Below are 11,110 nucleotides of genomic sequence, written 5' to 3' on the forward strand. Positions count from 1 at the left end.
GAAGGCCGTGCCGCGAGGTGGGGTTCGTGTCGTCCACGGTCACTTGTCGGCTGCCGTCTGTGTAAAGCCACCGAAGAATGCGGCTTCGACGCTCGAGGGCCACAGGCAGAGGAGGTGTCCGCCTGACGGGCCGGTACGGAATCCGTGGACGGCGCCAGGCGGAATGAAGACGAAGGTGCCCGGACCGATTCCCTCTGCCGGAGCGGAGTCGGTGTAGAAGGTGTAGGTGCCTTCGAGTACGTAGAAGGCTTCCGCTTCTTCGTGGGTGTGCGGCGGGTTGTCGAACCCGGGATCCTGCGTGGCCTCACCGAGTGCCCAATGCCCGCCGGTTTCGGTCCGGGACGCCTTGCGTGTGATGTGTGCCTGCCGGCCGCCCATCGGCAAGGTGATGCTGTCTCCCTCGGTGGGCCCGCGCAGTACCACCTGCGGTCCCTTTTGCTCAGGCATCACGGGCCTCCTCTCACCGACGGGCTCTGAGTTGCCCGGGGTGATGTTCGGGTGCTTTGAAGCCGAACATCTCCATCGTCACCCCGGCGCACGCCCGGCGCGACAAGGGTGTGATCCGGTCGCAGGCGATGCCGTCGCCGTCCCGGTCGAGAGCGTTGCGGTAGCCGGGCTCGCCTCGGCGGATCGGTGCGGCGTTGGCGGCCTTGGCCGCGTCGCAGTTCTTGTAGTACACGCTGCCACCCCCGCCGGAGCTGGACGGGATCGGGTCGCCGTCCGTGCCAGGGCACGGCCACTCGTTCCGGGTGACGGCGAAGTCGATGGTGGTCTGCTTGCCGACAGGCTTGTCCGCGAGGGCCTGGAAGCACGCCTTCCAGTTGCCGTCGGCCCACTGGCCGGTATCGCCGGGGCCGGCGTCGTGTGAGATCGACTTGAAGCCGGCCGCCACGGCCGCGGCCTGGGCGCCCTTGAGGTTCCGGCCCACCGGGTTCGGCGGCCCGGAAGGGGTGCCCGCCCTGTGGACATCCACCGGGTCGCAGGAGGGGCGCGAACGGTTCCTTCGCGAAGTCCGTCCGCCTCGTCCAGCACCCCGGCCCCCATGAGCACGTACGCCAGCACCTACGCGAACACTTCCGCGCGCACGCCGAACAACGCGGCCGAGACGTCGACAGCGCCCGCCCGCACTCGGCAGACGCACCACCTCATGGGTGAAGCGCCACATGCGAAGTTGAACGGAGAGCGTTCGACCTCGGCCCAGCCGTTCGGAAGGCAGACAAGCGGACCAACTCAGTCCTGAGCCGCCCTGCGCGCCCGGAAGATTGCGCCCTTGACCCGACTTCGGCAGGCCGTGGAGCAGAAGTGGCGCACTGCGTTGCGGGAGTTGTCGATGTAGACGCGGTCGCAGTGCGGGGCCGTGCAGACGCCAAGGCGTCCTGTGAGGTTGCTGCCGATGGCCAGGGCGAGGGCGGTGGCGCATCCGGCACTCCAGCCCACGGAGAGGCTGTCGTCAGCTCCGTGGAAGTGGACCTGCCGTCTTCGGGCTCGCCACGATCCCCTCGCGTCTGGCGGGCGGTCGCCTGGCCGACCGTATCGGCCGACGTCGCACGATCGTGCTGGGGCTGACCGGATGTGCGGTGGCGCAACTGGGCATCGCCTCGGCCGACGGCCTGGTGTCCGCCGTCTTCTTCGTCGTACTGATGGGGCTGGTCTTCGAGATCTACGAGCCCCCCAGCCAGGCGATGATCGCGGATTTCGTGTCGCCGGGGGACCAGGTCCGTGCCTACGGCTTGTTGAACGCGGCCTTGGCCGTGGCAGGCATGGGCGCGGGTCTCCTGGCAGCCGGCCTGGGGCGCTGGGACCTGCGTTGGCTCTTCGTGGTCGATGCCCTCACCTGCCTGCTCTGCGCGTTGACGGTGCGCCTGGTCCTGCCCGCTGACCATCGGCCTGCGGCAGGAGCAACAGGGCCTGTGGCTCCCGCGGAACGTTGTTCGCGGTGCTCTACCTCCAGATCATGATCACGCTGCCGCTGCCGCTGCCGCTGCCGCTGCCGCTGCCGCTGTCCCTGGAACTGGGCGGGCTGCAACCAGCTGATGCCGGAGTCCTGTTCACCGCCTCTGCCCTCACCATTGCCGCCGGACAGCCACTGATGCGCCTGAGTCGACTCACCGCACTGTCCGCACCTGCCGCCTTCGCCGGCGGCTACCTTCTGATGGCGCTGGGGCTCGCCGGGTACGCCCTTGCATACAGCCTGGGCACCTTCATCGCGGCAACCGTCGTGTGGAGCGTGGGCGACCTGTTCCTCGTGGGCCGCGCGTACGCGTTCGTTGCGAGTTTGGCCCCCACCGGCGCAAGAGGGCGGTACCTGGCGGTCTACGGCACCAGCTGGGGCATCGGCGGGATCCTCGCACCACTCGCCGGGACACAATTGCTGGAGCACGTGGGAACGGCCGGACTGTGGAGCGGCATGGCCGTCGTGTGCCTGACGCTCGCGGCCTTGCAGCCCGCCCTGGTCCGGCACGCCGACAAGGATCGCGAATACGGTCAACCTCAGCCAGCACCCGTTGAGTTGCGGACCGATCAAGGCGACTGACCAGACCAGCACGGGTGCTCGACGTCTCACGGGGTGCACGGCATCAAGAGCGCCGCCGCTGGCCTGCGGCGGCGCCGAGCAGAGCGAACAATCGGTTCGCGAAGCCAAGGTCCGACGCTCGCCACGAAGTGGAACACCGCAGCCGCCACTGCCGATCAGCTGGCGCGCGCCAAGTCCGCCCGTGCTGGTGCCGGGGTGGAGCCAAGGGCCTTGCGTACCGGACAGTCAAAAACCCCTTGCTCAATGGTCAAGAAGTGTTGACCATTGGGGGCATGGCTACCGATGATCTTCCCGAGACGTTCCACGTCACCACTGACGAGCAACTACGCGCCGTTTCCAGCCTCACGCGTCACCGGATCATGGCCGTGCTCCGCTTCGAGCCCGCGACGATCACCCAGATCGCCGAGCGAGTGGGCCTTGCGAAGGGGAGTTCCAGCTACCACGTACGGCTGCTCGAACGGGCCGGGCTGGTGAAGGTGGTACGAACGCGGAAGGTCCGGGGCGTCACCGAGCGGTACTACGCAATGGCCGCGCGGGCGATCGTGCTGCCGGATCCGGGCGAGGGAGGGCCGGATGTGCTGATGCGGCATGCGGTGGCGGATCTGGAGGCGTCGCCGGTGGAGGGCGAGCGGCACGTACGGATGGCGCATCTACGGCTCACCGGGGAGCAGTTCGCAGAGCTGGGGGCGCGCCTGGAGGCGCTGGCGGACGAGTACCGGGAGCTGTCCGATCCCTCGCTGCCGGACGCGTCGCTCGTCTTCGCGCTGTTCCACCCGGCACCGCGCGAGCAGGCAGAGGGGGAGCCCAAGTGACCCTAGATGCGAGAAAGTTGCCAGCCGGATTCGGGCGGCTGTGGACCGCGCAGACGGTGTCCTCGCTCGGTGACGGGGTGACGCATGCCGCGCTGCCGCTGCTCGCGTTGACGTTGACGCGTGATCCGATGGCGCTCGCCGTCGTCACGGCCGCCGGGACCCTGCCGTGGCTGCTCGTCGGGGTGCTCGGCGGTGCGCTGGTGGACCGCTGGGACCGCCGGCGCACGATGTGGGTCGCGGACGCGGCGCGTGCGGTGCTGCTCGCGATACCGGCGGCGGCGACCGCGCTCGACGTGCTGAGCATTCCGCTGCTCGCTGCCGTAGCCTTCCTCCTCGGCCTCGGCGGACTCTTCTTCGACACGGCCGCCACGGCCTATCTGCCGGATCTGCTCGGCCGTGACCCCGCACTCCTGCAGCGCGCCAACTCCCGCCTGCGCGGCGCCCAGACCGCCGCGTCCGGCTTCGCGGGGCCGCCCGCGGGCAGTGCGCTGCTCGCGCTCGGGCGCGCGGTTCCGCTGCTCGCCGACGCGGTGTCGTTCGCGCTCTCCGCACTGCTCGTACGGTCGCTGCCCGCCGCGCCCCGGCCTACCGGAGGCGCCCGCGAGTCGCTGCTTCGGCAGGCACGGGCCGGGGCCTCGTACGTCTTCCGGAACCGGTTGCTGCTCGGTCTCGCTCTCCGCCCGGCGGTCGGGAACATCGCCTTCCTCGCCGTGGAGACCGTCCTCGCCCTCTTCGCACACGACCGTCTCGGCATCGACACCTTCGGCTTCGGTCTGCTCCTCACAGCGGAGGCCACCGGCGGTCTGCTCGGCGCGGGCGTCGCCTCCTTCCTCGGCCGACGACTCGGCACCGGCACAGCACTGACCTGCACGGCCGCGGTCGAGGGACTCGCCATCCTGGGTCTTGCCGTCGCCCCGAACCCGTACGTCGCCGGCCTCGCGCTCGCCGTCTGCGGAGCGGGCATGGGAGCCACGATGGTGCTCGCCCCCTCCCTCCGGCAGGCGATCGTCCCCGCCCGGTTGATGGGCCGGGTCGCCTCCACCTCCCGCATGCTCGCCATGTGCGCCGCCCCGTTCGGCGCCTTCCTCGGCGGCTGGCTGGCCAGCACCTACGACGTACGCACCCCGCTCTACGCCGCCGCCGGTCTTCTCCTCACCATGACCGCCGTCACGTCGACCATGACCAGTAACCGCCGGGTTGAGGCAGCGCTGCGTGCCGCCGCCACGGCCGATGATCCAGATCACCCGGAATCCCGGGACCCCGTTCAGAAGAGTGCCGTTTAGGGCTCCGCGAGGTCGTTGAGCCAGTGCCAAGTGGTGTGCTGCGGAGAACCTTTTGGGCCAGCCAGGAGGTATGCACTGGGGTAGGGGCCAGCCCGGAAGTCGGGGTCGCCGACGAAGATCCAGGAGCGGTGCTGCCAGTGGCCGATGCGCAGCCGGACGCGGGACCGGCCGGTGCTTCGTTGGACGGCTATGAACCGTGCCTCGTCTTGGGTGGGATCCGCGTGCGGACGAGGTTCCGCATCATCGCCGCGCCCGCCACCACAGCGCAGAGAAGCACCGGCATCACGACGGTGGGGCTCTCCGGCGGTGTGACATCGGCGGGATCCGTTACCGCTACGTACAGCATGAGGGGCAGCTTCCAGGCGCTCCACGCGAACAGTGAGCCCGACCCCAGCCATCCGAACGCCAATGGGAGCCAGCGCGGCCACCGGGCAGGTCGTGCTCGGGCGAGCACCCAGAGGGCGGCCGCTCCAGCGAGTGCCCAGAACCCCCAAACAGCTGCCAACAGGTGCCAGTCGGTGTTCCGTTCGGCCGGGTGGGCAATGCCGACCGTGCCGCCGGCCGCCCAGTAGATCCATACCAGGGCGACCGCGGCACCGACGACAGCCGCAGACGGCGGTGCCGTACGCGGACCGTCACCGACGCGCCCGATGAACGCGTCCGGCCAGCGGCGACGCAGATACACCGGGACCGCGAGGGCCAACCCCAGCCCCATCCCCACGAAACTGAACTGGACCAGCACCCCCTCCCAGACCGGCATGGCCGGATCGTCGCCGCCCCCGCTCTTCTGTGAGCCGCCACCCAGGAGCGCACTGAACAGAACGAAAGGCAGCACGGAGACGAGGAACCCCGACCCCACCCAGGAACAGAACGCGGCCGGCGCCCCCGGTATCCGCATCCCCCACGGCCGCACCAAAGCGAGTGCCAGAGCGATCCCGATCACTGCCATGACGACCGTGACGGTGTTGAGCACCACCCACTCCGCCAAGCCGAACCCAGCACCGATCGGCAGCACGCCCATCAGCGCACCGACCACCCACGAGACTTTGATCAGCAAGTACGGAGACAACGCCAGAGCCGCCCCGTACGCCGGGCTCCGCCCGACCCGATCCCAGCGCTCCACCCGACTCCCCTTCCATCAGCAAGAAACCCAGCCTCCGGCCATACCCGCTCGGCCGCATCCCCCGCCAGAGGCATCCGCCTCCCCCACACGGGGGAGCCCATGGGCGGCAACTGAGTGCCGGTGCAGCACAAGTAGGGCAGCGTCGCCGTCGTGATGCGCACCTCCAGTCCGTGCTGAAGGATGTTCAGGAAGGCCGCCAGCCTGCTTCAGTCCACCACGGCTGTGTCGCCGCACGGGGCTCCACGAACTTCTTCGCCTGCTCCGCCTTCCAGTGCGCAGCCAGATCCGCGACGCTCCTATCTGCCGGGGCCGGCCGCGAGGACCTGACGAGACAGCCGTCCCAGTCCGGTCCGTTCAGCTCTACCTCGTACCGGTTGCCCGGCGCGAGCCTGTCCGCCGACACGGACGGCACCCAGACCTCCGCGCTCGACGGCAGCGTCCCCTTGAACACCAGTCGTGGGGAGGGTGTGCACGATTGAACTTCACCGTGGACAGCAGCTCACTGAACTCCGGGCACTGCGACGGGTGGAGGCGGCTGGGGGTGGCGGCCTCCCCATCGAGGGGGCCCGGGTCCTCGATCACGGCCTTGGCGAGGGCAAGGCCCTGATGGTTGGTCGACTGCTGATCGGTCGGCACCCGCTTGTAGGCCAGGTTGACCTGCGACTCCCCGTTGGGGTGGTCGCAAGTAAACCTTTCCGGTCACAGCGCTAGCTCGGGCGGATCACGGCCTCGATGTGGGCGAGTTGGGCGGCGAGGATCTCTTCGAATGCGGCGTGGCGGTCTGCCCCGAGGGGGCGGACGTCGCGGGCGAAGTGGGCCAGGGCGGGGAAGCGTTCGGGGTCGGCGCCCAGTACCGCAACGCGGAACAGCTCCATGCCCTGTTCGTGCTCCGTGGGGGTGATGGTGCTGACTCCGGCCTCGGAATCGATCAATGCGGCGAGGAGGACCGCGATCCGGTGGTAGCGCACTGGGATCTCTTCGTCGGGCAGTCCCGATGCTCGCAGGGCCTGCAGCATCTCTTCCATGACCAGCCGGGAACCGGTGCCGCTGGACGCGTAGCGTCCCCAGACCGCGGCGAGTTGGGGCTGCTGACCGAAGGCCTCTCTCACGCGCAGGGCCAAGGCCGTGATGCGCTGCTTCCAGTCGCCCTCGGGGTGGTAGCCGTCCATCGCCGCCAGGAGGATCCGGTCGGCGACCGCCCGCAGCAGTTCGGTCTTGCTGCGGAAGTGCCGGTAGAGGCTCGAGGAATCGGTCCCGAGGGCTGCGGCCAGCTTGCGCACGCTGAACGAATCCGCGTCGCTCGTGCGCAGAAGCTCCGCCGCCGCATCCAGGATCTCTTCGGTTGACCAACGCCTTCGGCCTGCCATCTTGTTCCTCTCGCCGGATCTCATCCTACCTATGCACTTGGTGTTGCACGCACCGCGTGCATACTGAGGGCAGGAGCATGCCGGGCGGGCCGGCATGCCATTCGTGCCCTGTTGCCCGGGTCAGGCGACCGATGCGTGGCTCACCCCGGGGAACGCGAAAGGACGCATGACGTGAAGAACCCACTGGATTCCGCGGCGCTGGACGCAGCCATCGAGAACGTCCACCGTGCAGGGATACCGGGCCTGTTCGCCGAGGTGCGTGACGGCGACCAGGTCTGGCGTGCCGCCGTCGGGGTCGCCGATGTCGCCACCGGCCGTCCCGTCACCGCCGACATGCGGCACCGCGTCGGCAGCATCACCAAGACCTTCACCGCTGCCGCGGTTCTGCAGCAGGCCGAGAGCGGTCAGATCGGTCTCGACACACCGATCGGCCGGTACCTTCCGAGGCTGGTCCCCGGAGAACGCGGTGACGCGATCACGGTCCGGATGCTGCTCAACCACACCAGCGGCCTCGCCGAGTACCTCCCGTACGCCTATCCGTCCCTCAAGGCGTTCCCCGACCTCGCGAACACCAGCCCCCAGAGCCTGGACGACCATCGGTTCACGCGGTTCGACCCCGTCGAGCTGATCGAGCTGGGGGTCGCCGCACCTGCTGTCGGCGCCCCGGGTGGTGCGTTGGGGCTGTACTCCAACACCAACTACCTGCTCCTCGTCGAACTCCTGGAACAGGCGACCGGCATCACGGCCGAGCGGTACATCACCGAGAACGTGATCGAGCGCGCCGGGCTCCAGGACACCGAGATCCCCACCGGGCCGTACGTCAACGGGCCGCACTCGCAGCTCTACGAGGCGTGGTTCGGCATGATCGACCCGCCGCGCGACTACAGCGTCTTCGACATGTCATGGGTGGGTCCTTCGGCCTCGCTGATATCGACCGTCACGGACCTCAACCGCTTCTACGGCATGCTGCTGGCCGGGGAGATCGTCAGCCCGTCGTCGCTGGCGCAGATGCGACGCACGGTCCCGGTCGTCTCCCAGGAGGGAAGGACGATCGCGTACGGCCTCGGGCTGCACCCGGTGGAGGAGCCTGGAAAGGACACCTTCTGGGGGCATGGTGGCACGGTCTGGGGTGGTGGAACGCTGGCCATGACTCGTGCCGACGGCAAGCGGCAGATGGCGGTCGCGGTGAACACGCAGAGGTGGAACAGGCTCGACTCCTCGGGCAGGCCGCAGCCCCATCCCATCGACGGCGCGCTCGCGGCCCTGTACCGCGTGGCAATGTACGGCTGATCCGGTCTGGTCGGGCGGGAGAACGGTCGACGGGAGGCGTTCCGTGTCCCACACCTGCCCGACCCCGGCACCACCTGGGGTGTCCCGTCCGTGAGCGGGTAGTCCGGCCAGCAGACATACTGGAGGCAACATTTGGAGGATGCGTAGAATCCGATGAGCCGACCTACCAGTTCCGGCGCGATGTCACGCGACCAGAAGTGGAAGGCCCCCCGAACCTTCTGGGCGTGACGGGGGTGAACCGTCTGGCCCAAGCCGCTGGCATTGCGAGCTTCTGGATCCGCAAGGGCATCGCCGACAGCGTCGAGGTACTCAACCGGCAACGACTAGTCCTTTCCATCTCACGATTCGACGTGCGTGTACTCGATGAACCGCGCCGGCAAGACACCTACCAGGTCCGGACACTGGACCAACGGCACGTCTTGATCTGCTTCGGCCGCGCAGCCGAGCTGCGAGACGCGTTGTTCCTCGCTGATGAGCAGCTGCTGTCCCGAAGTGCGCCCGCTGCAGTGGAGGTTCGCAGAGATCGCACCACCGTCGCACTTCTGACCCGCGCGGACCTGGGCCGGATATGGCCCGGACGCGGCGCTCGCATGTGCATCGGGGACGCGGGCTTCAGTCGAGACGAACCGCACCCATGGTCATTCGACTAACCAGAGTCGGACGGCAGCGGCTGTGGCCGTGCTGTGGAAGACGTACGCGCGCTTGTCGTAGCGCGTCGCCACGCGCGGAAACCCTTCAGTCCGTGGGCGTGCGGGGGTGGCCGCCACCTCCGCGGGGAACCCGGACCTGCCATGACCGTTCGAAAACGCTCCGGTCGTGGGCTTGACCGGGAGTGATGAGCAAGCCGAGTGGCCGGCGACCGACCCGTTCGCCGGCCAGATGCATCTTGCTCGTCAGCCCGCCGCAGGGCCGCCCGAGCCCCTCATCGGTGCGGTGCCGGGCAGGGACCGCACTTTGTTTGAAACCGTTGGTCGGAACGGCCTTCCGTGCCCCTGCGGCGTGCTGGTGGGCCCGGCAGATGGTGGAGTCGACGCTCACCTGGCTCCAGTCAGGACGGCCCTCCTCGTCGGCGCGGGTCTGGACAGCTTTCAGGATCCGGTCCCAGGTCCCGTCCGCAGACCAGCGTCGATGGCGTTCGTGACTGGCCGAGGCCGTGGGCGAGGGTCTGGGGCACCGTTCAGTCTGTACCTGGACCACAGCGTCCGGATCCCCCTGCTCGCGCCGAACTCCTCGCCCATGATGCTTTCGACCCATGGCTCTGGCCCAAGGGGCAAGCGCGTGAGACGAAACCCTGTCTGCTCATCTCAGTGCTGATACCAATCTCGGCCCATACCGGTGGGCGTTCCGCCGGGGATGCGGAGATTTCCAGGGGAGCTGAGCTCGTGTCCAGGCGACGGCTGCTTCCAGGGTGTGGTCCTGGCTGTTTCCGAGGTTCCGCGAATCGTCCGGGATCTTTTCGTCGGGAGGGATGGGGCCGTCGTAGAGATGGCCGGTACGGTCGGCTTCGCGGGCCTGGGTCGGAATGATCATCGCGTCGTCGGGCAGACGGTGGGAGTCGTTGGCGGTGGGAACACCGCGAGTGGGCTGGCCGAAGCTGCGTGTGCGCTCCTGGCCGCGGAAGGCGATGGTCACGGCCTCGGCTGCGCTGGCGGTCCGGCCGCTGGTGAGTACGGCAACTGGTGGATCCGGGTGGGTCAGCGGTTCGGCGGGGCCCCACGTGGAGAGGTAGTCCGTCGGTGTGCCGTCCTGGATGGTCCAGGGGGTCCTTTTGCCGTCGGAGTCCACGAGCGAGCCGACTACGCCGTCCCCAAGGAGGCGGCCTACGGAGGCGAGCGGCCCCCACATGTCTCCGCCGGTGTTGCTGCGCAGGTCAACGATCCAACCCCGGGCGCCTTGCCCGTCTGCATCGCGTACGGCGGCCCGTGCCTGGCGGACGTAAGCCGCGGAGGCGGCGTCGGAGACGACGGAGGGAAGCGAGAGGTAGCCGATTCCTCCGGGCAGCACGCGGGCCTCCGGGAGTACGGAGCTCTCCGGTGAGGGGTTCAGGGCCTGCTTGGCTTCGTCAGGGGACATGAACTGGCTGTGCTGGTCACCGAGATCGCGGAGTGCTTCCCGGATGGCTGCGTAGGTATCGGCCGGGCTCTGGGCTGTGGCGCTGCGTGCCAGTGTGGTGCGCCGCTCCTGCGGCCGCCATGAGCCGGCGTTTTGTCAGCGCCTGCTTCGCTGGGGCCCGCATGCCGCTCCGTTCCTTCTTCCTGCCGTTCCGAATGTGAGCCGAACACTCGGCCGTCGTGCGCCTCAGGGGCCCGATGGGGACGCCGGCGGGCTCAGCCGCACAGCCAGCCCAGCTTGTGCACTGAGCACTGAGCACGACGCGGCCGGGCTCCAGCTCACGGCGGCCGGTCCTCTCCAGGTGCGTGACGGTCTGGGCCGTCCGAACACCGTACCCGCGCCCACCGACGACCCAGGGTTCGGCCCCCGCGCGCCGAAGGGGGCGACGCGCCGGTTTCGGGCTGCCAGGTTCGCCCAGGGCCTTGAGTTACTGGTGGGCCCACCGTCCGAGCGGGAAGTCCCTACTAGGTCCTGTCTGGAGTTCAGATCATGAATGTGGTGCGATGCTGCGGAGCCAGAGCATCGCACCACACAGATGCAGGCCGGCCTCGTAGCTCTCTGGCGTCTTGTCGAAGCGGAACGCGATGCCG

12 protein-coding genes and 1 pseudogene are annotated in these 11,110 nt (G+C 68.9%); 6 read left to right on the forward strand and 7 right to left on the reverse strand.

What is annotated here, in order from left to right; all coding sequences use genetic code 11:
• Positions 1–39 precede the first annotated feature (39 nt).
• The 3 genes from OTB20_RS34835 to OTB20_RS34845 all read right to left on the reverse strand — a co-directional run bounded on the left by OTB20_RS34835 (position 40) and on the right by OTB20_RS34845 (position 1,437).
• Positions 40–447 (reverse strand): cupin domain-containing protein, encoded by a 408-nt coding sequence (locus tag OTB20_RS34835; protein ID WP_267823764.1) that lies wholly within the window; start codon positions 445–447, stop codon positions 40–42.
• Between the two features lie 13 nt (positions 448–460).
• A complete protein-coding gene (locus OTB20_RS34840; protein ID WP_267823767.1) occupies positions 461–973 on the reverse strand; it encodes an excalibur calcium-binding domain-containing protein in 513 nt (170 codons plus the stop codon).
• A gap of 257 nt (positions 974–1,230) precedes the next feature.
• Positions 1,231–1,437 (reverse strand): CGNR zinc finger domain-containing protein, encoded by a 207-nt coding sequence (locus OTB20_RS34845; protein ID WP_267823769.1) that lies wholly within the window; start codon positions 1,435–1,437, stop codon positions 1,231–1,233.
• A 95-nt stretch (positions 1,438–1,532) separates the two neighbouring features.
• Here OTB20_RS34845 and OTB20_RS34850 point away from each other — a divergent pair, with 95 nt between their 5' ends.
• From OTB20_RS34850 to OTB20_RS34865, 4 genes are all read left to right on the forward strand, one after another.
• Positions 1,533–1,958, forward strand: coding sequence for an MFS transporter (locus OTB20_RS34850; RefSeq protein ID WP_267823790.1), 426 nt, complete (start codon positions 1,533–1,535; stop codon positions 1,956–1,958).
• A complete protein-coding gene (locus OTB20_RS34855; RefSeq protein WP_267823771.1) occupies positions 1,955–2,533 on the forward strand; it encodes an MFS transporter in 579 nt (192 codons plus the stop codon). Before OTB20_RS34850 ends, OTB20_RS34855 begins: the two co-directional genes overlap by 4 nt.
• A 272-nt stretch (positions 2,534–2,805) precedes the next feature.
• A complete protein-coding gene (locus tag OTB20_RS34860) occupies positions 2,806–3,345 on the forward strand; it encodes an ArsR/SmtB family transcription factor (protein WP_267823773.1) in 540 nt (179 codons plus the stop codon).
• 17 nt (positions 3,346–3,362) lie between these two features.
• On the forward strand, positions 3,363–4,628 hold the full coding sequence (locus OTB20_RS34865) for an MFS transporter (protein WP_267823775.1): 1,266 nt from the start codon (positions 3,363–3,365) through the stop codon (positions 4,626–4,628).
• Between the two features lie 187 nt (positions 4,629–4,815).
• Here OTB20_RS34865 and OTB20_RS34870 read toward each other — a convergent pair whose 3' ends face one another.
• Positions 4,816–5,685, reverse strand: coding sequence for a hypothetical protein (locus OTB20_RS34870; protein ID WP_324290454.1), 870 nt, complete (start codon positions 5,683–5,685; stop codon positions 4,816–4,818).
• A 773-nt stretch (positions 5,686–6,458) separates the two neighbouring features.
• The gene (locus OTB20_RS34875; protein ID WP_267823778.1) at positions 6,459–7,118 is read right to left on the reverse strand and encodes a TetR/AcrR family transcriptional regulator; all 660 of its coding nucleotides are present in this window, start codon (positions 7,116–7,118) and stop codon (positions 6,459–6,461) included.
• A gap of 171 nt (positions 7,119–7,289) precedes the next feature.
• Between OTB20_RS34875 and OTB20_RS34880 the strand changes: the two genes are divergently transcribed.
• Together OTB20_RS34880 and OTB20_RS34885 are read left to right on the forward strand one after the other, a co-directional pair.
• Positions 7,290–8,408 carry a serine hydrolase domain-containing protein gene (locus OTB20_RS34880; protein ID WP_267823780.1) on the forward strand — a complete coding sequence of 373 codons (1,119 nt, stop codon included), beginning with the start codon at positions 7,290–7,292 and terminating at the stop codon, positions 8,406–8,408.
• A gap of 224 nt (positions 8,409–8,632) precedes the next feature.
• Positions 8,633–9,058, forward strand: coding sequence for a hypothetical protein (locus OTB20_RS34885; protein ID WP_267823781.1), 426 nt, complete (start codon positions 8,633–8,635; stop codon positions 9,056–9,058).
• Here OTB20_RS34885 and OTB20_RS42935 read toward each other — a convergent pair.
• Both OTB20_RS42935 and OTB20_RS34895 read right to left on the reverse strand, forming a co-directional pair.
• Positions 9,047–9,548, reverse strand: a pseudogene (locus tag OTB20_RS42935) (IS5/IS1182 family transposase); the annotation flags it as partial. The gene OTB20_RS34885 and the pseudogene OTB20_RS42935 sit on opposite strands and share 12 nt — an antisense overlap.
• A gap of 159 nt (positions 9,549–9,707) precedes the next feature.
• Positions 9,708–10,481 (reverse strand): S41 family peptidase, encoded by a 774-nt coding sequence (locus OTB20_RS34895; protein WP_267823783.1) that lies wholly within the window; start codon positions 10,479–10,481, stop codon positions 9,708–9,710.
• Between the last annotated feature and the right edge of the window lie 629 nt (positions 10,482–11,110).

Origin of the sequence: Streptomyces sp. H27-H1 (genome assembly GCF_026627445.1) — a bacterium.
GTDB lineage: Bacteria > Actinomycetota > Actinomycetes > Streptomycetales > Streptomycetaceae > Streptomyces.

Excerpts from the sequence above, each read along its gene's own strand:
- OTB20_RS34895 (WP_267823783.1), bottom strand. The coding sequence starts at position 10,481 with ATGTCCCCTGACGAAGCCAAGCAGGCCCTGAACCCCTCACCGGAGAGC.
- OTB20_RS34860 (WP_267823773.1), top strand. The coding sequence starts at position 2,806 with ATGGCTACCGATGATCTTCCCGAGACGTTCCACGTCACCACTGACGAG.
- OTB20_RS34855 (WP_267823771.1), top strand. The coding sequence starts at position 1,955 with ATGATCACGCTGCCGCTGCCGCTGCCGCTGCCGCTGCCGCTGCCGCTG.
- OTB20_RS34875 (WP_267823778.1), bottom strand. The coding sequence starts at position 7,118 with ATGGCAGGCCGAAGGCGTTGGTCAACCGAAGAGATCCTGGATGCGGCG.
- OTB20_RS34835 (WP_267823764.1), bottom strand. The coding sequence starts at position 447 with ATGCCTGAGCAAAAGGGACCGCAGGTGGTACTGCGCGGGCCCACCGAG.